Origin of the sequence: Tsuneonella deserti (genome assembly GCF_014644315.1) — a bacterium.
Classification (GTDB): domain Bacteria; phylum Pseudomonadota; class Alphaproteobacteria; order Sphingomonadales; family Sphingomonadaceae; genus Tsuneonella; species Tsuneonella deserti.
Genome location: NZ_BMKL01000001.1, coordinates 1,985,658 through 2,008,862, shown reverse-complemented (window position 1 = coordinate 2,008,862; position 23,205 = coordinate 1,985,658). Strand labels below are relative to the sequence as shown.

The following is a 23,205-nucleotide window of genomic DNA, read 5'->3' as shown; positions in this document are numbered from 1 at the left end:
GCGTCCTATGCGCCAGATCACGGGGACCTGAGGGGATGCTAGCGGTGCGCGCGGATATCGGCAAGCGGGCCGAAGCGGCTTCTGGAAGCGATCGCCTGCGACAGCCTTGACCTGTGCTCCGCACGAATCTAAGTGCGCCCCCTTCGCGAGGCGGACTGTGTCCCGCTCGCCGGTGCCCCGTCGTCTAAAGGTAAGACTACGGACTCTGACTCCGTCAATCGAGGTTCGAATCCTCGCGGGGCATCCAGCTTTCAAGTGGAGCGGCCGATGGCGCTCATCGCGTTCAACAAGCCGTTCGGGGTCCTTTCGCAGTTCACCGATGCGCGTAGCCCTACGCCGCGCCCGACGCTGTCCGCCTTTATCGACAAAGCCGGTTTCTATCCTGCAGGACGTCTGGACCGGGACAGCGAGGGACTGCTGCTGCTGACGGACGACGGTCGCTTGCAGGCGCGCCTCTCCGATCCGCGGTTCAAGACCCCGAAAACCTATCTGGTCCAGGTGGAGGGCGAGCCGGATGATGGCTTGCTGCAGCCTCTGCGCGACGGCGTGATGCTGAATGACGGGATCACCCGTCCTGCTCGGACTGACCGGATCGACCCGCCCGACCTGTGGCCACGCGATCCGCCGGTACGGTTTCGAAAAAGCGTTCCCGACAGCTGGCTTCGCCTGACCGTTGCCGAGGGGCGCAATCGCCAAGTGCGCAGGATGACGGCTGCAATCGGCTTTCCCACCCTGCGGCTCGTGCGATGGAGTATTGGCGAGTGGAACCTGGCAGGCCTGGCGCCCGGGGAATGGCGCCTGCTTTAAGGCGCCCATTGTGCACCCGCAGCGCCGCGCCTATCGGCGGCGCAATGACCGAGAAAGAAGAGCGCGACCTCAAGCGTCGCAAGTTTTACCCTGCCGAACAGGAAGCCGCCTTTTCCGACAAGGCGACGCCCGACACCCCTCAGACCCGCGACCCGGCGTACAAGCTGGCGTTTCGCGACATCGACTTCCTGCTGCGCGAGGAGCTGCGCCCCGTCCGCTTCCAGCTCGAGCTGCTGAAACCCGAAATGCTTCTCGACGAGGCGGAGGTCGGTTCGACCCTGGTCATGTACGGTTCGGCGCGGATCCCTTCGCCCGACCATGCCGAGACCCTGCTCAAGAATGCCGCGCCGGAAAACCGCGTGGTGGCGGAGCGGCTGGCCGCCAAGGCGAAGTATTACGACGAGGCCTATGAGCTTGCCCGGATCGCCAGCAGCAAGGCGATCGTCGAGGACGGCAAGCGCCAGTTCGTGATCTGCTCGGGCGGGGGGCCTTCGATCATGGAGGCCGCGAACAAGGGCGCGCATGACGCGGGCGCCGAATCGATCGGCCTCAACATCGTCTTGCCGCACGAGCAGGCACCCAACCAGTACGTCACCCCGCACCTGTCGTTTCAGTTCCACTATTTCGCGCTGCGCAAGATGCACTTCCTCCTGCGCGCCAAGGCGGTGGCGGTGTTCCCTGGCGGGTTCGGCACATTCGATGAGTTCTTCGAGCTGCTGACACTGATCCAGACCGGCAAGATGAAGCCGATGCCGATCCTGCTCTTCGGGAAGGATTTCTGGAGCCGGGTGATCAACTGGGAAGCAATCGCCGAAGAAGGGACGATCTCGAAGGCCGATCTCGACCTGTTCCGCTGGTGCGAGACTGCGGAGGAAGCCTGGGGGCACATCTCCGCGTTCTACGACATCAAGGACTAGTCTTGGCGAACCGCCTGGTGGCCTAGTGGGCCGGCGCCTTCGCCGAAACCCGGTGCCTGGCGGATGGCGGCGCGCACGAACCGCCGGGCGAGCCGGACCGCGTGAGTGAGCGGCTGGCCGTGCGCCAGCAGGGTGGCTATCGCCGACGACAGGGTACAACCGGTGCCGTGCGTATGGCGTGTGTCGATGCGCGGGTCGCCGAAGTTGGCGAAATCGCCGTCGGGAAACACCAGCGTGTCGAGGACGCGGTCGCCCTCGGCATGGCCGCCCTTGGCCAGCACCGCGCAATCGTGTTCCCTTGCCAGATTGAGCGCGGCCGCGGCGATCGATTCGTGATCGTCCAGCGGCATCGCGGTAAGCGCTGCAAGCTCGGGGAGGTTGGGCGTCACCAGGGTGGCGATCTTCATCAGCGGGGCAAACCCGGCAATCGTCGCTTCGTCAGCCAGAACGCCGCCGCTGGTCGCGACCATGACGGGATCGAACACGATCGCGCCGGCGAAGCTGTCGAGTCGTTCGGCGACGAGTGTGGCGATTTCGGGTGAGCCGAGCATGCCGATCTTCATCGCGTCTGCGCCGATGTCCGACAGGCACGAATCGATCTGGGCGGCCACGATACCGGCCTCCATCGCCTCGACCGCCTGAACTCCGCGGGTGTTCTGCGCGGTGATGGCGGTGATGGCGGTCATCGCGTACCCGCCAAGCATCGCAATCGTCTTGATGTCGGCCTGAATGCCGGCGCCGCCCGAACTGTCGGACCCGGCTATCGACAGCACGCGAGGAGGCGAGGCGGTCACCCCTTGAACTTCCGCTCCGTCGAAGCGGGGTACTTCGCCTGAAGCTTCCTTGCCCTGGTCGGCCGGTCCATCAGTTCGCCGCCGCAGTTAGGGCAGCGGTCGTCCATCTCTTCGCTGCACGTCGCACAGAACGTGCACTCCATGCTGCAAATGAAAGCGCCCGGCGTTTCGGCGGGGAGGTCCGCCCCGCACCGCTCGCAGTCTGGCCGCATCTCCAGCATCAGGCCGCCGCCCTCACCGCAGCGCAGATGCCCTCGACGACCCGTTCCACCTGACCCGCATCGTCCCCTTCGGCCATCACCCGGATGAGGGGTTCGGTGCCGGAAGGACGGATCACGAGGCGGCCGCGACCGGCAAGCTCGGCTTCTGCATCGGCAATGGCTGCCTTTACCGCCGTATTCTCGAGCGGGGAGCGTCCATCGTAACGCACGTTCTTGAGCAGCTGGGGCACCGGCTCGAACTGGCGCAGAAGCTCGCTCGCCCGTTTGCCCGACCGCACGAGGCTCGCCAGGACGCGGAGCGCGGCGACGGTGCCGTCGCCCGTGGTGCCATAGTCGAGCAGGATCATGTGCCCGGATTGCTCCCCGCCAACATTGAAACCGCGGGCGCGCATGTGCTCCAGCACATAGCGGTCGCCCACCTTCGTGCGCTCAAGGGTCAGGCCATGAGCCTGGAGATGACGCTCGAGGCCAAGGTTCGACATGACGGTAGCCACCACGCCGCCGCCCCTCAACGATCCCTTGTCGAGCATCCGGAGCGCGATCAGCGCCATGAGCTGGTCGCCATCGACCGCCCGGCCTTTCTCGTCGACCACGATCAGCCGGTCGGCATCGCCGTCGAGCGCGATGCCGATGTCCGCGCTTTCTTCGACAACCTTCGCCTGCAGGGCCGAAAGAGAAGTGGAGCCCACATCGCGGTTGATATTGGTCCCGTCGGGACTGACCCCGATGGCGACGACTTCCGCGCCCAGTTCCCAGATGGCGCTGGGGGCCACCTGGTAGGCGGCGCCGTTGGCGCAATCGACCACGATCTTCAGTCCGTCGAAGCGGATGTCGCTCGCCACCGACTGCTTGACCGCATGGATGTATCGACCACGAGCGTCCTCGATCCTGCGGGCCCGGCCGATGTACTCCGACGACGCGAGTTGCGGTTCGGCCTCCAGCAATGCTTCGATCTCCAGCTCGTCGGCATCGGACAGCTTGAAGCCGTCCGGGCCGAACAGCTTGATGCCGTTGTCCTCGTAGGGATTGTGGCTGGCGCTGATCATCACCCCCAGGTCTGCGCGCATCTCCCGCGTGAGCAAGGCGATCGCCGGAGTGGGCAGGGGGCCGGTCATGATCACGTCCATGCCCACGCTCGTGAACCCGGCGACGAGCGCGCTCTCCATCATGTAGCCGGACAGCCGGGTGTCCTTGCCGATGACGACGCGGTGCCGGTGGTCCCCGCGAAGGAAATGACATCCTGCCGCCTGGCCAACCTTCATGGCGGTCGCGGCCGTCATGACGCCTGCATTGGTGCGTCCCCTGATCCCGTCGGTGCCGAAGAATTTGCGTGCCATGAAACGTGCCGACCTGCGTGATTTGTGATCTCCCGCGCTTTGGCCCGCATAGTGGGAGATGTCACGAAATGATGCGCTGGTGCGGACAGGCAAACCCGCTATCTACTGACGATGATGAGAGAAACAGCGGAAACACCGGCACCGTCCGGCGGGCGGCAGCTGGTCACAGTACGCATCCCCGCAGGATGGACGCTGGCCGGCCTCCTTGCAGGCCTTACCGCTGGCCTGCTAGTGGCTCAGACCGGGGCGTCTGACACCGTACTGGCTGTCGCCGCGCCGGTCGGCACGCTGTGGCTGCGGGCCCTGCAGGTGACGATCGTACCGTTGGTAGCAGGCCTGCTCGTCCTCGGCATTTCACAAATGGCCATCGCGGCGAGGGCGGGCGCCGCCGCGCGCCGGATGCTGTTCTGGGTCATACTGGTGCTGTTCCTGTCGGGCATCGTCGCCGCGTTGCTGACGCCGGTGCTCCTCGACCTGTTTCCTCCTCCGGCCAAGGCCGCGGCGGTTCTTTCGGCGAACGGGGCGCCTCAGGACGTGCCGGAACTCGGCGCATTCATCCAGTCACTCGTCGCGCCGAACATCGTCGCTGCAGCGGCCGAGACCGCGATGCTGCCGCTGACATTGTTCTTCGCGGCTTTCGCCCTGGCAGCGGTACGGCTTCCGGGCGAGCAGCGTGAACTGCTGATCGGAGTTTTCCGTGCGCTTGCCAACGCAATGCTGCTGATCATCGGCTGGGTCCTGTGGATCGCCCCGCTTGGCGTGTTCGCGTTGGCGATGGGCGTGGGCGCGGCAAGCGGCGGGGCAGCCTTCGCGACTTTGGGGCACTACATCCTCATCGTGGTGGCGGTGGGCACGACGCTGATGATCGGCGGATACCTGCTCGCCTGGCTGGTGGGTGGCATTTCCCCGCTGCGTTTCGGCCGCGCGCTCCTGCCGGCCCAGGCAGTGGCGCTGTCGACCCAAAGCTCGCTCGCCAGTCTGCCAGCCATGCTCGTGAGTGCCCGGAGGATGGGCCTGCGCGAGGAGACGGCCGAATTCGTCCTCCCGCTGGCGGTGGCGATCTTCCGCGCGACGAGCCCCGCGATGAACATGGCGGTCGCCATTTACGTCGCTCACCTGGCGGGCGTCACCCTTTCACCGGCGGCGCTGATGGCGGGAGTCGCGGTGGCGTTCGTCATATCGGTCGGCTCGGTGAGCCTGCCGGGCACGATCAGTTTCGTGATCTCGATCGGGCCGATCGCGCTGGCGATGGGCGTGCCGATCGAACCGCTCGCTCTCCTGGTGGCGGTCGAGATGATGCCGGACATCATGCGAACGATTGGCAACGTCACGATGGACACCGCGCTCGCCGCGGCGGTTGACCGGGTGCGCGAAGGAAAGACGCAACCCTAGCGGTTCCCGCGCATTCATGTAACGAGGGATCGTCCTCATTTTCATCTGACCACGGGAGACAACCATGGCCTTCGAAGTCACTCCGCTACCCTATGAACCGTCCGCGCTCGATCCGGCCATCAGTGCCGAGACGCTGAGCTTCCACCACGGCAAGCATCACAAGGCATACGTGGACAAGACGAACGCAGCCGTCGCCGGCACTGACCTCGAGAACGGTCCCCTGGAAGACGTCATCAGGAGCGCACGTGGCAGCAACCAGGGCCTGTTCAACAATTCGGCCCAGAGCTGGAACCACGGCTTCTACTGGAATTCGCTGTGTCCTTCCTCGGGCACTCCGTCCGAAGAGCTGCAGAGCATGATCAACGATTCCTTCGGCTCATCCGAAGCGCTCGCCACGCAGTTGAAGGAACGCGGCGTGGGCCACTTCTCCAACGGCTGGGTGTGGCTGGTCGAGCGGGGCGGCAAGCTGGAGATTGCCGAGACTCACGATGGCGACACGATGGCGGATCAGGACTGCAATCCCCTGCTGGTGATCGACCTGTGGGAGCACGCCTACTACCTCGATCACCAGAACCTGCGACCGCGCTATCTCGATGCGGTTGTCGACGGCAAGCTCAACTGGGCGTTTGCGGCCGAGAACCTCGTTCGCGGAAGCACCTGGAAGTACCCGAGCTGAGCTTACAGAGCGCCGAGCTTCCTTCGCGGCCCGCTACCGGAAGGTGGCGGGCCGTTTGCTATCGCACGACGGCCGGCAGCGGCGGCTCCGCCTCTTCCGCGCTTTCGATCGGCTGTTCAGGAAACAGTGGCTCGCCGAAGATGAACCCGATCAGATTCGGCCGGCCGACATGGTCGAAAAACGCCGTCAGGGTCAGCAGGATCGGCACCGACAGCAGCGCTCCGAAGACTCCCCAGATCCACGAGAAATAGGACAGCGCGATCAGGATCAGGACCGGGTTCATTGTGAACCGGGCCCCCAGGATCGACGGCGTGATGGCGTTCGATTCCACTGCGTGCAGACTCAGGTACGCCGCGGCCGGGATGATCCCGACGAATGCCGTTTCCGCCGTCCCGACCCCGTAGAGAGCCAGGATCGCCGTCATTATCAGGGGTCCGATATAGGGCAGGAAATTGAGGATCGCGGCCAGGCCACCCCACATGACCGGCGCGTCCAGGCCGAACGCCCACGCCGCAAGGCCGACGATGATCCCCACGCCAGCGTTGATCCAGGTGACGGTGAGGATGTAGGCGGCGACGCGGTCCTGCACATCCCTGATTACCCGCGCCGCTTTAAGGCTCGCCCCAAGGTCCGTTCTTTCCAGCAGCAGCCGCCGCCGCATCCTGACGCGGGCCTCGACCATGAAGAAGGTCATGAGGAAGGTGAGCAGCGTCTCCAGTATGACGCTGGGAGTCGCATAAGCGAACTGCTCGAGCACCGAGGGGCTGGCGACCACCACTTCGTTACCCGAGTGGCCAGTCAGCTCGGACAGGCGCTTGCTCGCGGCGGTGACCCAGGCGAACTGGTCACGAAGTTCGGTGAAACGCTGGCCGATCTGGTCGACGATGGCGGGCAAAGTCTCGAACAGGACTATCGCGGGCTGCAGGATCAGCAGTCCCGCCAGCACCAGCGCCGCCAGCAACACGAGCAGGGCGATCAGCGAGGCCAGCACATTTGGCAGGCCCCAGCCCGCCAGTTTGTCGGCCAGCGGCGAGAGCACGATGGTGAGGATCAGCGCCGTCACCAGCGGCAGGAACACCACCGACCCGATCGACAGCACGAAAGGCAGTGCGAGGAAAAGGCCAAGGCCGAGGATTACCACCAGCGCGGAAATAAGCCGCAGTTCCTGCGCTGCGAAGGTCATGCGCGCGGTCCGCCCGCGCGGCTTCGCAACCAGCCGCGGCTCCTCGGTCCCGGCGGTTGGCGCCTCTGTCATGACCCCTCAACGTCCTCCACCATCGCCAGCCGTTTGTGCAATCAGCCGGCGCAGCAAGCAAGCATCCCCCTCTGGAGCGGCGTCAGCGCGTCGGTTCGCTGACGCCGTCGCCGCCGGCAACCTTGTCGAGCTCTTCAAGCAACGCGCGGTGCGCGTTTACATCGTCGATCGCGCGCTGCGGGATGTCGCCTTCGTCCAGCATGGCGGTGAGGGTTGCCCTGGCGCGCCCCACCCGGCTCTTGATGGTACCCACCGCGCATCCGCAGATGGTGGCTGCTTCCTCGTACGAAAACCCGCCGGCACCGACCAGCAGCAGCGCCTCGCGCCGCTCGGGCGGAAGGGTGAGGAGAGCGCGCCGCATGTCGGACAGGTGGATGGGTTCTTCCTGTCCCGCAGGCGCGGTCAGGATACGCTCTGCCACGCCTTCATCGTAGTCCCCGCGAAACCGGTTTCGCCGCATATCGGTGAGATAGGCGTTGCGCAGGATCACGAAGGTCCACGCGCGCATGCTGGTGCCCGGTTCGAACCGGTCCTGCGCCGCCCAGGCCTTGAGCAGGGTTTCCTGCACCAGGTCGTCCGCCATGTCGGGGCGGCCGCACAGGCCGCGTGCGAACGCGCGCAGGTGCGGCACAACTCCGGTCAGTTCGCGCTTGAAGTCGGCCTTTTCCGAGGCCGTCCGTGGCTCTTGCGACATCAGCTGTCGCGGTCCAGCTTGGAAAGAAGGTCCTGGATTTCGGGCGGAAGGGATTCGTCCAATACCGAATCGTAGATTTGGCGCAGCCCGGAGGTCCAGCCGGGAGTGTCGGCCTTTCGCTTGAGAGGCGATGCCTTGTCCTTGCCGTCCTGGGCGCGTTCGCCCTTCGCATCTCGCTGTTCCAAGTCTTTTTCCGTCCCGGCCAAAAAATCCGTCCCCCACCCTAAACGCAGGCAAACGGCGAACGCCAAGCGCCCGCCGATTTCGCGGTTGTAGAGATTGGGGAACGAAGCGATAGCGCCTTTGTTCCATCGTGCACACGCCGCATATGCTACCGGCGTAGTTCGGGGACTGAGAGTGGGGCGGGCCGGATCAGTGGGTAAAGTGGACAACCGATCGCGTCGCACACGGCGGTGGTTGGCCTCGTATCCGCGGGCCGCGCCCATCGCGATATTCCTCCTGATCGCCGCGATCACAGCACTCAGCGTCTTTGCCATCGAACGCGGCGAGCGCCGGCGCGAGGAAGCGCGGCTGAACGAAAGCGTCCAGGCGATCGCTTCGGCACTCGAGCGTCGAGGCAACACATCGTCGGCCTACCTTCGGGCCGGAGCCGCCCTGTTCGGGACGATGCAGGTCGTTCCTCCCTCGCTGTTTCGCCGCTTCGTCAGCGAATTGCGGCTTGATAGCGATTACCGGGGGGCGGAGGGCATCGGCTGGGCCCAGGCGATCTCGCCGGACCAGATTGCCCAATTCGAACGGCAGATGAAACTGGAGGTCCCGGGGAGCAAGCCGGTCAGGCCGCTGCCCGATGGTGCGCGCACCAGGCTGACGCCGGTGACGTATCTCTTGCCCGACACGGCCCGCAACCGGCGCGCACTCGGCTATGACATGTATTCCGAGCCTACCCGCAGGGCAGCGATGGATGAGGCCGTGCGAACTTCGCGTCCCACGGCCAGCGGTCCGGTCGTGCTCGCACAGGAGGGAGGACAGTCGTACCCGGGTTTCCTGATTTATATGCCGGTGTTCGACCAGGTGACGGACGCGCGCCGGCTCAAGGGCTTCCTGTACAGTCCCTTCAACGCGGGCGATTTCCTCGCCTCGGTACTCCAGCTTGAGGCGCGGCGTGATACGGGGATCCGGCTTTACGACGGTCCCAGCCGGCCCCGCCGCCTCCTGGCAGAGATTCCGCCGACGGAAAGAACCGGTCGCACCGCTCAAAGGGAGGTGATGATCGCCAACCGTCCGATGGTTCTTGAAGTCGAGTCGAGCCGAGGGGGCTCGCTCTCGATGCTGTCGATGCTCACCTTGCTGTTCGGTCTTCTCGTCGCGAGCCTGCTGATGGTGGTGGCGCGGTTGCTCACCCAGCAAGCGATCGAGGACCAGGCCTCCCTGGAATGGCTGCAGGAGCAGAACTCCATTCGTGACACGCTGACTCGCGAGCTCAATCACCGCGTCAAGAACACGCTCGCGAATGTCCTGTCGATCGTCAGTCTGACCAGGCGAAGGGCCACCAACCTGGACGAGTTCGCCGAAGGTCTCGACGGTCGCATCCGCGCTCTATCGGCAACGCATGACCTCCTCACCCAGTCTGATTGGGGCACCACTGCCATCCGCTCGGTGGTCGAGGCGGAACTGGCGCCCTACGCCCGTGCCGAAGGGTCGCTGGAACTCGGCGGCCCTCCGGTCGAGCTTGCGCCTAACGATGCATTGTCGCTCGGGCTGGCTATCCATGAACTGGCGACCAATGCAGCCAAGTACGGAGCCCTCTCCGTCCCCGAAGGAAGGGTTCGCGTGACTTGGGCGCTCGACCGGGAGGATCTGGCGAGCGTTCGCTGGGTGGAAACCGGCGGTCCGCCGGTCGCGGCCGAGCGGCCTCGCGGATTCGGCACCGACCTGATCGAGAAAATCGTGGCTCACGAACTGCGGCACCCGGTCGACCTGCAGTTTCTTCCCGGCGGTGTGTCCTGCACCCTGCTGGTTCCGGTCCGGCTACGCAGCGAATTCGAAATCCGCACGCGCCAGCGCGCGACCCTCACAAAGTAGAGAGGGCGCGCGCCGGAAGTGAAAATCGCGGGGCTTGTCGCCGGTACCGGAAGTCAGCCGAGCGGGCGGCTCGATCCGAAGAACAGAGCCTGGCTGATCGCGGCGCGTACCGTCGATTCCTGGAACGGCTTGGTCACCAGGTAGGTCGGCTCCGGACGGTCGCCAGTAAGAAGGCGCTCGGGATACGCGGTGATGAAGATCACCGGCACGCTGTCGATCGCGAGGATGTCGTCCACCGCGTCCAGCCCCGAAGAGCCATCCGCCAGTTGGATATCCGCGAGAACCAGGCCGGGCGTGCGCTCGGCGACGACTTCCTGGGCCTGCGTACGGGTGGCGGCGGTTCCGCAAATTTCATGGCCGAGCGACCGGACGAGGTCTTCAAGCTGCATGGAAATCAGAGGCTCGTCCTCGATGATGAGCACGCTGGTGGCGGATTCCCGGTCGATCTCCTCGACCGCTTCCTTCACCATCTGCTCGATGTCCGCCGCGTTCATGTCCATGATCTCGGCTGCCTCGGGAATCGAGAAGTCCTCCAGCGTGGTCAGCAGAAGTGCCTGGCGATTGAGCGGAGTGATTGTGCGAAGCCGGTCGGCGGCCGCGCGTTCGTGCCCCGCCTCGTCCTCATTGCCGTCGCCATCGACTTCAAGGTAGGCGCTCGACCAGACCTTGTTGAACGCCTTGTAGAGAGGAACCCGCCCGCCGGAGAGCGAAGCCTTCAGCTCGTCATCGGCGAGGGCAGCCTCGAGCGTTGCGCGGACGAACGCGTCGCCGGTGTGCTGCGATCCTGTGAGTGCCCGCGCATAACGGCGCAGGTATGGCAAATTGGCGGCGACCTGATCCCCGAGCGACATGAATTCCCTTCCCGTAAGTGTCGCGCCTTTCAACGCGGGCGCCTCGCTATGGTTCCGTTGGCCGTTTGGCAAGCGGCCTCCTCCGCGAACGACCGAAACGGTTGCCAAGGCGGCGCTCTTTTCTGGTGCAACTACAACAGCGCGCTGGGCGGACAGGCCCCGAAGCTGGGGCGGCCTTGCGGGGAATTTGTCGCAAAATCAGTGGTCGGTGCGAAAAAAGCGACTGCACCGCAGATTTTTTTCGGCAGGCGGGAACGCCGTTTGGGGTGGGGCATTTTATCCTTGTCACCGCCGAGACCCCCCCTCCCGTCCAAGCGGCTGGTGATACGATCCCGAAGGGCCTCCGCTCAGACGAGCGGAGGCCTTTTTTTTGATTTAGAAAGATGACCTATCTGGTGGACAGCTGCTGCGCGTTATTTCGCGCGCATTCCGGCGGGGGCGTCCACGCCGATCGCGATGAAGGTGAACAGGATCAGCCCTGACGCGTTCATTACCTCGATACGGAACTCGTCGCCCAGCCAGACCACCTCGGGCCTGTCGCGGAGGTATCTTCCTGCGAACCGGACAGCTTCGATCCGAGCGTCGGACAGGCTTTCGAGTTCAACGCCGACGTTATCCGGATCTTGCACCGCCCCGGCTAGATTGAAAAAATATCGCATACCGGTTCCTTGCTACGATCAAGGCGGGGTGACTCATCAGCGAGGCTGTCGTCGTGCAATGCTCATGTTCGGCCTTCATGCGCTAACGGAAAAGACCCGGTGAGGTCCATCCGCAAACCTTCGCCTCCATCTCAGGCCAGCGCTTTTCTTAACCTGGCCAATAGACCGGGTCGCGGTGGTTGCCGCAATGCAGCGATGAGGTCAGCGGGATCGTAGGGCTTCTCGAGGACCGGTCCAAGTTCGGCGATTTCCGCCGGTATATCCTGGGGCGCACCGGTCGAAAAGACGATCCGGGGAGGATTCGGACCGACCGAATTCACGAGCTCGGCGAGGGCCCACCCGTCATCCCGGTCGGACAGGTGAACGTCGAGCACCAGCCCGTCGGGCTGGGAATCGCGCAGGGCCGTCATAGCATCAGCGGTGCTGCTACAAATCATCACCGCACTCGCTCCGCCATCGAGCAACGCCTGCTCGATCGACATCGCGATGAGCGCGTCATCCTCGACCAGGAGGACCGAACCCAAGGGCAGGTCTTTGGTCTTGGGTCTTCCCGCACGTCTTGCCACTTACGCACTTGCCTCCGTGATGGGGCAGGGCGCGGGCCCGGCCTTGTTCGCACGAAAAAACGGCCAATCGATTTGCCCGTTCCCGACGCCGTGGAGGATCGGGCGCGCCCCGCGGCGCAAACGGAACGGACGGGCGCTAGAGCGGCTTTTCGTAGAGCATGTATTCCCGGTTCACCCGGGTTTGAAGCGCCTCCGCGATTGCGACCATCCCCTGGTTGTCCTCGAGGATCCAGCCAATCTCCCCGCGGGTTGCGCCGTAATGGGCCACCGCGTTCCGGCGGATCGTTTCGATCAGCATGAAAGCGAGCTGGCTGGCCATGCGTGACGACTGCAGGCGCTTGCGCACTCCCATGAGGGGCACTCTCATGGTGCGCACCTTCGGTTTCCGGAGCCACAGGAGCAGCTTGGCCCAGCCGAAGGGGAACAGGCTGCCCCTGAGCGGGGCGATCGCCTCGTTGAGGTCGGGCAGCGTCATCATGAAGGCGACCGGCTCGCCATCGTACTCGGCAATCATGATCAGGTCTTCAAAGACGATCGGCCTGAACTTCTTGCCGGCGTATTCGATCTCGGCCTCGGTAAAGGGGACGAAGCCCCAGTTATCGGACCATGCATCGTTGAGGATTTCGAGGATCAGCCGGGCTTCCTCGTCGAACCGCGACTTGTCGACCTTGCGGATGCGAATCCGCTCGTTCTTTTCGCCCGCCTGGACGATCCGCTGGATCAGCGGCGGAAATGGGCGAACGATGTCAAGCTCGTAGGTCAGCAACTTCTTCGCCGGCCGATACCCCGCGCTGGCGATCCAGTCGGCGTAGCGCTGGGGCTGATGCCCCATCATCACCGTCGGGGGATGATCATGCCCGAAGGTGAGCTGGCCAGGCTCCTCCCAGATCGACATGCTCAGGGGCGCCAGCACGCGGGTCATCCCCTGACCTTTCAGCCAGTCCTCGGCCCTGGCGATCAGCGCATGGGCGATCTCCTCGTCCTCCGCCTCCAGCAGGCCCCAGTTGCCGGTGCCGGGACCCATTCCCTGCTCGGGCGGCTGCTCGAGCGCGAGGCGGTCGACATGCGCCGAGATCCGACCGACCGGTCGACCGTCGATGCGGGCAATATACTGCGCGACACTCGCGTGCTCGAAAAACGGGTTCTTGCCCGGCGTCACCAGTTCAAGCGCCTCCGACCGCAACGGTGGCACCCAGTTCGGATCATCGCCATTGAGCCGATAACTGAGATCGACGAATTCGCGCCGCTCGCGCTTGCCGCTGACGGGCGTGAACTCTATCTTGCGCATCCGGACGCTCCCGATCTTGTTCATTTGGCGTGTCGTGCGAGACAGCTATGGACCGGTGGTGCACCGGCTGGCGCCGGATAGGCCGCAGGGGGCAATCGGAAAAGCAGGAAATGACCGTTCCCGACACACCCAATCCACCGCGCGGGGCCGCGCTCACATCGGGCTTGCAGGCCTACAGCGGTGCGCGCGACGAGGACGACAAGGCGCTGCTGCGTGCGGCGGCGGAACTCATGCGCGAGCTGGGCCAGGCGAAGGCGCACATCTATTGGCCTGACATGCTCGGCTCGGCGGTTGTCGGTTACGCGGCACTTGCCGGCGCGGTGCTGGCCGGACCGTTGTGGCTGACCATCGTGCTGGGCATCGTCTCGACCTTCGCGCTCTACCGCGCGCTGCTGTTCATCCATGAGCTGACGCACCTCCACCGCGATGCGCTGCCTGGCTTCCGCACGACGTGGAACCTGCTCGTCGGCATCCCGATGCTTACTCCCTCCTTCATGTATGAGGACGGCCACACCATCCACCATTCGCGCAAGCGCTACGGAACGCCCGACGATCCGGAATATCTCCCACTCGCGCTGATGAAGCCGTGGAGCCTGCCGTTGTTCGTGCTGATCGCGCTGCTTGCACCCGTCGGGCTGGTGCTGCGCTACGGCGTGCTTGCTCCGCTCGGCCTGCTGATCCCGCCGCTGCGGCGGCTCAACTGGGCGCGGTTCTCCACGCTCGCGATCAATCCCGACTATCGCCGCCGCCCTCCCGATCCCCAGAACAAGCGCCGCTTCATCCTGCTCGAGACCGGCGCGGCGCTCTGGGGCATCGCGCTGATCGCCAGCATCGCGATCATCGGCTGGCGGCCCCTCGCGGTGGCGCTGGCCATTTTCTCGGCCGTGGCGGTGCTCAACCAGTTGCGGACGCTGGTGGCGCACCTGTGGGAGAACGAGGGCGAGCCGATGAGCGTGACTGCCCAGTATCTCGATACCGTCAATGTGCCGCCGCCCGGTTTCGTCGCCGCGTTGTGGGCTCCGGTAGGGCTACGCTACCATGCGCTTCATCACCTGCTGCCGTCGCTTCCTTATCACGCCCTGGCCGAAGCGCACCGGCGGCTCTCGGTTCATGAAGGTGCGCGCGAAACTTATGGCCGCGCGCACTACCGGGGCATGACCCCGCTGGTCGGACGAATTGCCGGCAGCACCATGCGGATGCGGCGATCCGGTCCTGCACAGGAAGGGGGCCGCCCCGATCGGGACGGCCCCCTGGAACGCCAGCCGGAGCAGGCGTGACGAAAGAGGTGCTTACTTCTTTTCGACGGTGAGCGTCGGATTGTTGGTATCGACCCGCACCCGCGTTTCGGAATCGCCCACGTCCGCCGCCACCCCGTTCGGACCCACGGTGACCTTGTCGCCGTTGGCGTTGGTCGTGGTGGTCGCGGTGGCGCCCGGATTGGTGACGACGGTGGTTTCCGTTGCAGTGGGAGCCGGGGTCACGATCGTTGTATCCCCCGCGGCCGTCGTCGCCGTTTCGGTTGCGGTTGCATCGGCAGCCGCCGTGTCATCTGCCCCATTGTTGTCGCACGCGGCCAGTGCGAGCGCGGCAGCCACGGCGGTGAAGGCGAACTTCGTCATGATCGGCTCTCCGCGTATTACATCGCGCTCGCGGAACCGCTGGGCGTCGGGGAGGCGGTGGCGGTGGCCGTCGCGCTTCCGTCCGGGCTGGTCGTAGTCGTGGTGTCGGTCGCCATTCCGTCCGTCGCAGTCGCGTCGGTGGCCATGCTGTCGGTCGCCATCGCGGTATCGGCAGCCATCGGCTCGGTCAGGGTGGTATCGGTCGCTGCGTCGGTCGCAGTGTCATCCTTGGGAGTGCTGTCGCAAGCACCGAGGGCGAGAGCGGCAGCAAGAGCGGGCAGAGCGAACTTCTTCATGGCTGAAACTCCTAAGTAGGGTCCAGCGTCAACAGTCGAGCTTCGCCAAAGTTCCGCCGCAATTCACTCTTCGGTGCGGACGAGGACGGTTTCCCCGATGAGCGCGAACAGGACGAAGGGCGCCCAGGCGGCCAGGAGTGGCGGGTATCCGCCAAAATTGCCCATCGCGAGAGCGGCATTGTCGACCACGAAATAGGCGAAGCCCAGCGCCATGCCGATCACCGCGCGCACGAACAACTGGCCCGACCGGGCAAGGCCGAACGCGGCCACAGCGCCGAGCAATGGCATGAGAACGGAAGACAGCGGACCTGCCAGCTTGTGCCACCACTTGGCCTTGAATTCCGCGGTGCGCCGGCCTGCCGCGTCGAAGTCCGCGATCGACCTGCGCAGCTGCCAGAAGGACTGGGCATCGGGATCCACGCTCCCCAGCACCACCTGCTCGGGGGTGATCTTCTGGCCGACGACGGTATCGCCCAGACGTTCGCTCCGTGCTCCGGCGACATCGAACCCGGTGGCGTTCTCGAGCCGCCAGCCTGGGGCGGCATAGACCGCGCGCTGCGCCCTGAGTTGCTCCGCGATCGCTCCGCTGGGTGCGCGCCGGTACCACGTGACGCCGCTCATCGTGGTATTGTCGCCGCTTCCGGTGACAGCGGCAGCGGCGAGGATGTTGGTGCCATCGGTGAGGTAGACATTGGTGCGAACGCCCGAGTCTCTTGGCACCTTGCGGAACTCGTTCGCGTCCCAGGCCTTCAGGGTCGCCGTTGCGCGGGTGACCACCCGTTCGTTGAAGGCGAAGCTGCCGACCCCGATGACCAGCGCGGTCAGCAGCAGCGGCGCGAGCACCTGGTGCGCCGAGAGGCCGGCGGCCTTCATGGCGATCACCTCGCTGTTCTGGTTCAATCCCACCAGCGTGATGATGGTCGCCAACAACACCGAATAGGGCAGGAAGCGCGCGATCAGTTGCGGCGCACGCAAGGTGGCGTAAGTCCAGATTTCCGCCTGTCCATTGCCCGGCACCTGCAGGATCTTTCCGGTGCTGGAGAGCAGGTCGAGCATAAGCAGCACCAGCACCAGCATGACCAGCACGGCGAAGATGCGCACCACGAACAGGCGCGCGAGGTAGAGCGTCAGCGTGCGTGAGGGAAAAAAATCGAGCATCGGCGGGACTTACTCGGCGGGCGCGGGCTGCAGCGGGCGGTGGGAGGTTCGGCGGCTCATCACTGCGCGGATGCGCTTCGCGAGCTTCGCGAATGCCGCCTCGAGCGCGCCGATCGCCTGGCCGCCGGGGACGTAAGCGACGCGCCAGTACATCCAGATGATGAGCGCGGCGAACAGTGCGAACGGAGCCCACAGGGCAAGCGTCGGATCCACCCGGCCAAGTGTCGCCACGTCCTGCGCATACTGGTTGATCTTGTGATACGCGACCACCATCACGATTGAGACGAATACGCCGAGCGCGCTGGTCGACCGTTTCGGCGGGATGGCGAGGGCCACCCCGAGCAGCGGCATCAGCAGCATCATGATCACTTCCACGAGGCGGAAGTTGAAGCTGGCCTGGCTTCCGTCCCGCTGCTCCTCGCTGGTCTGGTTTCCGCCCCAGCCAATGCGCAGGAGTTCGGGCAGGATGTATTCGCGCTCGGCATCGCCGCGTGACCGGAACTTCTCGACCATCGGCAGGTCGATTGGCAGATCGTGCCGGGTGAAACTGAGTACGCGGGGACCTGACTCGGTCCCCATGTCCTGCACGATGATGCCGTCGGTAAGGCGCAGGATAATGGTATCCGGATTGTCCTTCGTCGCCAGGAACGACCCCTCGCGGGCCGAGATCGACAAGACCTGTCCCTTGTCGTTGGCGAACCGTGCAAAGATACCGATAAGCCGGCGGCCCTCATCCTCGCTGCGCTCGATGCGCAGGGCCATCCGGTCCTTGAGAGTGGTGAACTCGCCCACCTTGATCGACGCGCCGAGGGCGCCCGAGCGCAGTTCGTAATCCAGCCGTTCGTACCAGTAGCGGCTGATCGGCTGGATGTAGAACACCAGGGCGATGTTGACGGCGATCAGGACCGCCGCAATCGCATAGGGCACCCGCAGCAGGCGACCGTAGCTGAGCCCGACGGCGCGCAGGATGTCGAGCTCGCTTGTGGTGGCCAGCTTGCGGAAGGCGAACAGTACGCCAAGCAACAGGCCAAGCGGGATCGCCAGCGAGGCGTATTCCGGCATCATGGTCGCGAGCATCTTGAACACGACGCCGATCGGGCCGCCCTCGGTCGCGACGAAATCGAACAGCCGCAGCATCTTGTCGAGGATCAGCAGCGACGCGGCCAGCACGAACACGCCCAGCATCGGCACCAGCGTGAGGCGCAGGATGTATCGGTCGATCGCGGGCAGGAACTTGAACAAGGGTGCGCGGGTCTTTTCGCTGTGTCAGCCGGCCTTAGCGGCAAAGCGGGGCGTGGTCATGCCCTGTCATCGGTAGCGGTAAACGAGGGCGGCCCGCAGCGGTTTCAGGCTTTTTCCAGCGTGCACTGGAGCGGGTGCTGGTTCTGCCGGGCGAAGTCCATGACCTGGTTCACCTTTGTCTCGGCGACTTCGTAGGGGAACACGCCGCAGACACCGACTCCGCGCTGGTGGACATGCAGCATGACCCTGGTCGCCTGCTCCATGTCCATGCGGAAGAACCGCTTGAGCACGATGACGACGAACTCCATCGGCGTGTAGTCGTCGTTGAGCATCAGCACCTTGTACTGGCTCGGTTTCTTGGGCTTGGCGCGCGTCTTGGTGGCGACGCCGATCTGGTCGCCGGTATCCGCATCCTCGTCGCGTCCGGCTGAGCGGACGGGTTCGCCGAAGGCGGGCTGGGCAGGGAAGCGATCGGTCATCGGGTCCGCAATATCGTAACGAACGGCTGCGCCGCAAGATGCGCCCGACCGCCCCAGGCTCTCCAGACGGCAACGGGCCGGACGGATTGCACCGTCCGGCCCGTCGTTTTGCGCGCGGGGAGAGTGGAGAAGACTGCGCGCGTTAGCGAACGCGCGCTCAGGCGGCGTTCGTGAAACGCTCTGCCGCGAGGCTCATGCGGGTGGAGATCGGCGCGAAGGCGTCGTTGACGAGCTTCATCGAAACCTCGGCATTCTTCGAGGCGCGGGCGACCGCGGCATCGAAGTTGCGGCGGGCGATCTCGCCCTGGAGCTTGAACAGCTCGGTCGGGCTCTTGACCGCGGCCATCGCCTTGAGGTCGGCGGTCACGGTTTCGAACGCGTCCTTCGCGGCTTCGACTTCGGTGCGCGCCAGGTCCTGAACGCCGGCGCCGAGAATGCGGCCCGACTGGACCATCGCCTCGACGTTGCCCTTGGTCGCTTCGGTCATTTCGCCGGCATAGGCCTGGAGCTTCTCGTAAGCTGCCTTGGCGCGGGCCTGCACCTGCTCGGCACTCTGCTTGACGGTGTCGGTGAACTCGGTGGTGTTGGTATCGGCCATGGTAACGGTTTCCTCGGATACGGGAGCAGGGGTGATCGCGGGGCGAGCGGCCGGCTCGCGGTCAGCTTGCTTCACTTTGGCCCTCGCGGCCTTGCCAGTGGTTTTCGCCATCGGACTTCACTCCTATGCTGCACTGCACAAATAGTGAGGGCAGGGAGCAAGTCAAGGTTTTTTGTGCAGTGCACAATGGATCAAGGTCTATCGCGCCTTCACGTAGCTGCCCGGCGCATCCTCGATGACCTTATCGCCGTTGCCGCCGGGGACGCGGCGACCCTTCGCGGCTACCATCTTCCCCCCGAGCCCCTCGATCCATGCGCGCCAATGCGGCCACCAGCTCCCCTTGTGCTCGGTCGCGCCCGCGACGAAATCGTCGAGCGAGACGGCCGTGGTGTCGCCGGTCCAGTACTGGTACTTGCCTGCGTCCGGATGGTTGACGACGCCTGCGATGTGGCCCGATCCGGCCAGCACGAAAGTCGTGTCGCCGCGAACATGGCGGGTCATGCGCCACACGCTCGCTGCCGGGGCGATGTGGTCCTCCCGTCCCGCCTGGATATAGATCGGTGTCTCGATCTTCGTAAGGTCGATGGGAGTACCGTCAGCCTCCAGCGCGTCGGGCACCACCAGCTTGTTGCCCTGGTAGAGATCGCGCAGGTATGCGGCGTGCCATTTGGCGGGCAGGTTGGTCACGTCGCCGTTCCAGTGGAGCAGGTCGAACGCCGGGTAGTCCTCGCCCAGCAGGTAGTTGTTGACCACGTAGTTCCAGATGAGATCCCGTCCGCGCAGCAGGTTGAACGTGGCCGCCATGTAGCGCCCGTCGAGATAGCCGTCCTGCGCCAGGCTGCCGATCATCTCGAGCTGGCCGTCGTCGATGAAGTTCCTGAGCTCGCCCGCCTGTTCGAAATCGACTTGCGCGGTGAAGAATGTCGCGCTGGCGACCCTGTCCGCCTCGCCCCGCCGGGCAAGGATCGCGAGGGTGGCGGCCAGCGTGGTCCCCGCGACGCAGTAGCCGATGGCGTGGACGGACTTCGTGCCGAGACGCTCGCGAACCACGTCGATCGCCTCGATCTGGGCGCGGATGTAATCGTCCCACACCACGTCGCGCATGCTCGCGTCGGCCGATTTCCAGCTGACGACGAAGACCGTCAGGCCTTGGTCCACCGCCCACTTGATGAAGCTTTTCTTCGGCGTAAGGTCGAGGATGTAGAACCGGTTGATCCACGGCGGGAAGATCACCAGTGGCGTTTCGAGGACCTCCTTGGTCGACGGGCTGTACTGGATCAGCTGGAACAGCGGCGTCTGGTGGACAACCTTCCCCGGGGTGATGGCGATGTTCTCGCCCAGCCTGAAGGCGTCGGGATCGGTATGAGTCAGCTGCCCCCTGGTCAGGTCCGCGATCAGGTGGCGCATCCCCTTGACCAGGTTTTCGCCTTTCGTGTCGATCGTGCGCTGCAGCACCACCGGGTTGGTCAGCAGGAAGTTGTCCGGGCTCATCGCCTCGACCAGGGCGCGGGTGGCGAAGACGAGCTGTTCCTTCTTTTCGGGATCCACCCCTTCGACGCGTTGCGCGGCGGAAACGAAATACTCGGCCAGCATCAGGTAGGTCTGGTGCAGCAGCGCGAAGGCGGGATTGTTGCGCCACGCGGGGTCCGAGAAGCGGCGGTCCTTGCGCGGAAGCTCAGGCTCGGCTCCCGTTTGCGCGACGCTCGCGCCCAGCAGGCCCTGCCACAGCTTCACGCCGTCTTCGGCCAGCCTGGCCTGCGCGGCCAGGCCGTCCTGCGCCGCTTCCATCCACCCTTGGCTCATCAACATGAACTGTGCCGGATCGAAGGGAGCCGGGCCTCCCGCGGGGGCGCCGGCCCCGCTCATGAACTCGAGCCACATCGCCTGCAGCTTGCGCCCGGCATCGGCCCAGTCGGCCATGTCGCCCCAGGCCACCGCACCGGGCGCATCGCCGTCCTTTCGCGCCGCGGGCGTGAACTGGTCCCAGATCTCCTGCAACGAGCGCCCCTGGTAATCGAGGAAAGCCGCGAACGGATCAGAATTGCCTGTCGTCTCGTCAGTCATCGCCGATCTCCCACTGCGCTGGCCTTGCATCAACATAGCGCCGGTTCGCGGTTTCCCGCCACGCGAATATGGCATAACAGGCACAGGACAAGGCGGATGGGCCGCCCGTCTGGCGAGAACATGACCGACGAATTCTACCGCATCAAGCGCCTGCCGCCCTACGTCATCGCGGAAGTCAACGGCATGCGCGCCGCGGCCCGTGCCTCGGGCCAGGACATCATCGACCTCGGCATGGGCAACCCGGACCTGCCGCCGCCGCAGCATGTCATCGAAAAGCTGTGCGAAGTGGCGATGAAGCCTGACGCCCACGGATACTCGCAGTCGCGCGGCATCCCCGGCCTGCGGCGCGCGCAGGCGAACTACTACGCCCGCCGCTTCGGGGTCGACGTCGATCCCGAGAGCGAAGTGGTGGTCACGATGGGCTCGAAGGAAGGGCTCGCGAGCCTCGCCACCGCGATCACCGCGCCCGGTGACGTGGTGCTGGCTCCCAACCCGAGCTACCCGATCCACACTTTCGGCTTCATCATCGCGGGCGCGACGATCCGCTCGGTGCCGACCACGCCGGACGAGGAATACTTCCGCAGCCTCGAGCGCGCGATGGCCTTCACCGTGCCCCGGCCGAGCATCCTCGTCGTCAATTACCCGTCCAACCCCACCGCCGAAACCGTGGACCTGGCTTTCTACGAGCGGCTCGTCGCCTGGGCGCGGGAGAACCAGGTGTGGGTCATTTCCGACCTCGCCTATTCCGAGCTCTACTACGACGGGAAGCCGACCGTCTCGATCCTCCAGGTACCCGGCGCCAAGGATGTCGCGATCGAGTTCACCTCGCTCAGCAAGACCTACTCCATGGCCGGCTGGCGCATGGGCTTCGCGGTCGGGAACCAGAAGCTCATCGCCGCGATGACGCGGGTGAAGAGCTACCTCGATTACGGTGCCTTCACGCCTATCCAGGCGGCTGCCTGCGCCGCGCTCAACGGCCCGCAGGACATCGTCGAGAAGAACCGCGCGCTCTATCACAAGCGGCGCAATGTGCTGGTCGAGGTGTTCGGGCGTGCCGGGTGGGACATTCCTCCGCCGCCCGCCAGCATGTTCGCCTGGGCACCGCTGCCCCCGGCGCTGGCCCACATGGGCAGCCTGGAATTCTCCAAGCAGATGCTTATCCAGGCCAAGGTCGCGGTCGCCCCGGGCGTGGGCTACGGAGAGGACGGCGAGGGCTTCGTCCGCATCGCGCTGGTCGAGAACGAGCAGCGTCTGCGCCAGGCGGCCCGCAACGTGAAGCGCTGGTTCCAGTCGATGGGCGTGAATTCCAGTGCTGCGTGAGGCGGGCACCCTGCGACCGCTGACCGACCGCGAGCGCGCGGTGCTCGACGGCGTGGACCGCCGCCTGCCGCTCAAGGCCGTGGCTGCCGAGCTCGGCATCTCGGAATCGCGCGTCAACCAGCACATTCGCGCGCTCAAGGAACGGTACGGGGTACACAGCCTGCCGGACCTAGTCACTGCATGGCGCGAGCAAGATACTGAAAACACGCAGGAAGCACTCTACAGAAATTCTGCATGGAGAATTCCGCAGGTTCCGGAGGGCGATCGGCAGGGCGATGAGCGGAGCCGGGTCGCACCCGGGGAATTCGTTCTCGCTGATGCAGCGCCACTTGCGATCGAGGCGCCGTGGTTATCGAGAATTGAGCCCCGGGTAGTCCCCGGGATGCTCGACGGCGACAATGCCGTCCTTCTGCGGCTTGCCCTGATCATCGGTCTCGCTCTCGGCCTCGTGGCGGTGATCGTGCTGGTGGTCACGGCATCGCTCACCCTGAGCGAAGCGCTGGAGGGCAAGGCCGCCGTTCCCGCCGAGAAATCGGCCCCCGCCGGGTGAGCGACGGCGGGGGAACCCGCCGGAGTCCTGCCCAATGCCTGCCACCATCCGCGAAGACGCCCTCGCGATCCGCAAGCTGATCCGCGAAGCCGAAGCCGTCACCGACGAGGCGATGATCGCCTGCGCCCGTCTCAAGCAGGCGATGGTTCGCGCCCGCCAGAACCCCGAAGTCGCCATCGACGCAGGCCAGCGGGCGCTGGTACGGCTGAACCAGGCCGAAAACGAGGCGCTTGCGCTGTCGACCAGCCTGCTGCGCGTGCACGACGAACTGAGCAAGGTGTCGCGCGAGACGATGAGCGGAGACGAAGGTGTCGACACCGTCGTCAGTCCCGCCGCTATCGCCGAAGTCCAACCGGCTTCCATCGCGGCCTGACCATGG

At 65.2% G+C, this 23,205-nt stretch carries 26 protein-coding genes and 1 tRNA gene; 10 read left to right on the top strand and 17 right to left on the bottom strand.

Annotated features, from left to right (window positions below; genetic code table 11):
• The first annotated feature begins 173 nt into the window (after window positions 1-173).
• The 3 genes from IEW58_RS09845 (at window position 174) to IEW58_RS09835 (ending at window position 1,724) form a co-directional block, all read left to right on the top strand.
• Window positions 174-247: transfer RNA gene (locus IEW58_RS09845), tRNA-Gln, on the top strand.
• Between the two features lie 20 nt (window positions 248-267).
• Complete coding sequence (locus IEW58_RS09840; RefSeq protein WP_188644954.1) at window positions 268-807, top strand: pseudouridine synthase; 540 nt, start codon at window positions 268-270, stop codon at window positions 805-807.
• A gap of 44 nt (window positions 808-851) precedes the next feature.
• On the top strand, window positions 852-1,724 hold the full coding sequence (locus IEW58_RS09835) for an LOG family protein (protein ID WP_188644953.1): 873 nt from the start codon (window positions 852-854) through the stop codon (window positions 1,722-1,724).
• On the opposite strand, the gene thiD is transcribed toward IEW58_RS09835, so the two are convergent.
• From thiD to glmM, 3 genes are read right to left on the bottom strand one after another with little or no spacing between them, the layout of a single operon-like run.
• Window positions 1,721-2,518, bottom strand: coding sequence for a bifunctional hydroxymethylpyrimidine kinase/phosphomethylpyrimidine kinase (gene thiD / locus IEW58_RS09830; RefSeq protein ID WP_188644952.1), 798 nt, complete (start codon window positions 2,516-2,518; stop codon window positions 1,721-1,723). The two genes, IEW58_RS09835 and thiD, sit on opposite strands and share 4 nt — an antisense overlap.
• The gene (locus tag IEW58_RS09825; protein ID WP_188644951.1) at window positions 2,515-2,739 is read right to left on the bottom strand and encodes a DUF1272 domain-containing protein; all 225 of its coding nucleotides are present in this window, start codon (window positions 2,737-2,739) and stop codon (window positions 2,515-2,517) included. Before IEW58_RS09825 ends, thiD begins: the two co-directional genes overlap by 4 nt.
• Window positions 2,739-4,076 carry a phosphoglucosamine mutase gene (glmM, locus tag IEW58_RS09820; RefSeq protein WP_188644950.1) on the bottom strand — a complete coding sequence of 446 codons (1,338 nt, stop codon included), beginning with the start codon at window positions 4,074-4,076 and terminating at the stop codon, window positions 2,739-2,741. Before glmM ends, IEW58_RS09825 begins: the two co-directional genes overlap by 1 nt.
• Window positions 4,077-4,190: 114 nt before the next feature.
• On the opposite strand from glmM, the gene IEW58_RS09815 reads away from it, so the two are divergent.
• Both IEW58_RS09815 and IEW58_RS09810 read left to right on the top strand, forming a co-directional pair.
• Window positions 4,191-5,468, top strand: coding sequence for a dicarboxylate/amino acid:cation symporter (locus tag IEW58_RS09815; protein WP_188644949.1), 1,278 nt, complete (start codon window positions 4,191-4,193; stop codon window positions 5,466-5,468).
• 64 nt (window positions 5,469-5,532) lie between these two features.
• On the top strand, window positions 5,533-6,144 hold the full coding sequence (locus tag IEW58_RS09810; RefSeq protein ID WP_188644948.1) for a superoxide dismutase: 612 nt from the start codon (window positions 5,533-5,535) through the stop codon (window positions 6,142-6,144).
• 58 nt (window positions 6,145-6,202) lie between these two features.
• Here IEW58_RS09810 and IEW58_RS09805 read toward each other — a convergent pair whose 3' ends face one another.
• The 3 genes from IEW58_RS09805 to IEW58_RS14200 form a co-directional block, all read right to left on the bottom strand.
• Window positions 6,203-7,399 (bottom strand): AI-2E family transporter, encoded by a 1,197-nt coding sequence (locus IEW58_RS09805; protein WP_188644947.1) that lies wholly within the window; start codon window positions 7,397-7,399, stop codon window positions 6,203-6,205.
• A gap of 82 nt (window positions 7,400-7,481) precedes the next feature.
• Window positions 7,482-8,093 (bottom strand): sigma-70 family RNA polymerase sigma factor, encoded by a 612-nt coding sequence (locus IEW58_RS09800; protein ID WP_188644946.1) that lies wholly within the window; start codon window positions 8,091-8,093, stop codon window positions 7,482-7,484.
• The gene (locus IEW58_RS14200; RefSeq protein WP_188644945.1) at window positions 8,093-8,539 is read right to left on the bottom strand and encodes a NepR family anti-sigma factor; all 447 of its coding nucleotides are present in this window, start codon (window positions 8,537-8,539) and stop codon (window positions 8,093-8,095) included. Before IEW58_RS14200 ends, IEW58_RS09800 begins: the two co-directional genes overlap by 1 nt.
• Here IEW58_RS14200 and IEW58_RS09790 point away from each other — a divergent pair.
• Window positions 8,511-10,136, top strand: coding sequence for a CHASE domain-containing protein (locus IEW58_RS09790; RefSeq protein WP_188645846.1), 1,626 nt, complete (start codon window positions 8,511-8,513; stop codon window positions 10,134-10,136). The two genes, IEW58_RS14200 and IEW58_RS09790, sit on opposite strands and share 29 nt — an antisense overlap.
• 53 nt (window positions 10,137-10,189) lie before the next feature.
• Here IEW58_RS09790 and IEW58_RS09785 read toward each other — a convergent pair whose 3' ends face one another.
• From IEW58_RS09785 to IEW58_RS09770, 4 genes are all read right to left on the bottom strand, one after another.
• Window positions 10,190-10,987, bottom strand: coding sequence for a response regulator (locus IEW58_RS09785; RefSeq protein WP_188644944.1), 798 nt, complete (start codon window positions 10,985-10,987; stop codon window positions 10,190-10,192).
• 413 nt (window positions 10,988-11,400) lie between these two features.
• Entirely contained in the window at window positions 11,401-11,646 is a 246-nt protein-coding gene (locus IEW58_RS09780; RefSeq protein WP_188644943.1) for a DUF6894 family protein, read from the bottom strand.
• Between the two features lie 131 nt (window positions 11,647-11,777).
• On the bottom strand, window positions 11,778-12,170 hold the full coding sequence (locus tag IEW58_RS09775) for a response regulator (RefSeq protein ID WP_229658534.1): 393 nt from the start codon (window positions 12,168-12,170) through the stop codon (window positions 11,778-11,780).
• Between the two features lie 178 nt (window positions 12,171-12,348).
• Window positions 12,349-13,500, bottom strand: coding sequence for an N-acetyltransferase (locus IEW58_RS09770; RefSeq protein ID WP_229658533.1), 1,152 nt, complete (start codon window positions 13,498-13,500; stop codon window positions 12,349-12,351).
• Between the two features lie 110 nt (window positions 13,501-13,610).
• Here IEW58_RS09770 and IEW58_RS09765 point away from each other — a divergent pair, with 110 nt between their 5' ends.
• On the top strand, window positions 13,611-14,777 hold the full coding sequence (locus IEW58_RS09765) for a fatty acid desaturase family protein (RefSeq protein ID WP_188644941.1): 1,167 nt from the start codon (window positions 13,611-13,613) through the stop codon (window positions 14,775-14,777).
• Between the two features lie 12 nt (window positions 14,778-14,789).
• On the opposite strand, the gene IEW58_RS09760 is transcribed toward IEW58_RS09765, so the two are convergent.
• From IEW58_RS09760 to IEW58_RS09730, 7 genes are all read right to left on the bottom strand, one after another.
• A complete protein-coding gene (locus IEW58_RS09760) occupies window positions 14,790-15,119 on the bottom strand; it encodes a hypothetical protein (protein WP_188644940.1) in 330 nt (109 codons plus the stop codon).
• Between the two features lie 17 nt (window positions 15,120-15,136).
• Complete coding sequence (locus IEW58_RS09755) at window positions 15,137-15,415, bottom strand: hypothetical protein (protein WP_188644939.1); 279 nt, start codon at window positions 15,413-15,415, stop codon at window positions 15,137-15,139.
• A gap of 63 nt (window positions 15,416-15,478) precedes the next feature.
• Window positions 15,479-16,573: an LPS export ABC transporter permease LptG gene (gene lptG / locus IEW58_RS09750; protein WP_188644938.1), complete on the bottom strand. Its 1,095-nt coding sequence runs from the start codon at window positions 16,571-16,573 to the stop codon at window positions 15,479-15,481.
• A gap of 9 nt (window positions 16,574-16,582) precedes the next feature.
• Complete coding sequence (locus tag IEW58_RS09745) at window positions 16,583-17,758, bottom strand: LptF/LptG family permease (protein WP_373284772.1); 1,176 nt, start codon at window positions 17,756-17,758, stop codon at window positions 16,583-16,585.
• Between the two features lie 161 nt (window positions 17,759-17,919).
• Entirely contained in the window at window positions 17,920-18,294 is a 375-nt protein-coding gene (gene clpS / locus IEW58_RS09740) for an ATP-dependent Clp protease adapter ClpS (protein ID WP_229658532.1), read from the bottom strand.
• Window positions 18,295-18,451: 157 nt separating this feature from the next.
• Entirely contained in the window at window positions 18,452-19,003 is a 552-nt protein-coding gene (locus IEW58_RS09735; RefSeq protein WP_188644936.1) for a phasin family protein, read from the bottom strand.
• Between the two features lie 87 nt (window positions 19,004-19,090).
• Window positions 19,091-20,956, bottom strand: a complete 1,866-nt coding sequence (locus tag IEW58_RS09730; RefSeq protein WP_188644935.1) for a PHA/PHB synthase family protein — start codon at window positions 20,954-20,956, stop codon at window positions 19,091-19,093.
• Window positions 20,957-21,076: 120 nt separating this feature from the next.
• On the opposite strand from IEW58_RS09730, the gene IEW58_RS09725 reads away from it, so the two are divergent.
• From IEW58_RS09725 to IEW58_RS09715, 3 genes are read left to right on the top strand one after another with little or no spacing between them, the layout of a single operon-like run.
• Window positions 21,077-22,276 (top strand): LL-diaminopimelate aminotransferase, encoded by a 1,200-nt coding sequence (locus tag IEW58_RS09725; protein WP_188645759.1) that lies wholly within the window; start codon window positions 21,077-21,079, stop codon window positions 22,274-22,276.
• On the top strand, window positions 22,266-22,826 hold the full coding sequence (locus IEW58_RS09720; RefSeq protein ID WP_229658531.1) for a helix-turn-helix domain-containing protein: 561 nt from the start codon (window positions 22,266-22,268) through the stop codon (window positions 22,824-22,826). Before IEW58_RS09725 ends, IEW58_RS09720 begins: the two co-directional genes overlap by 11 nt.
• Before the next feature lie 34 nt (window positions 22,827-22,860).
• Complete coding sequence (locus IEW58_RS09715; protein WP_188644934.1) at window positions 22,861-23,199, top strand: hypothetical protein; 339 nt, start codon at window positions 22,861-22,863, stop codon at window positions 23,197-23,199.
• Window positions 23,200-23,205 lie beyond the last annotated feature (6 nt).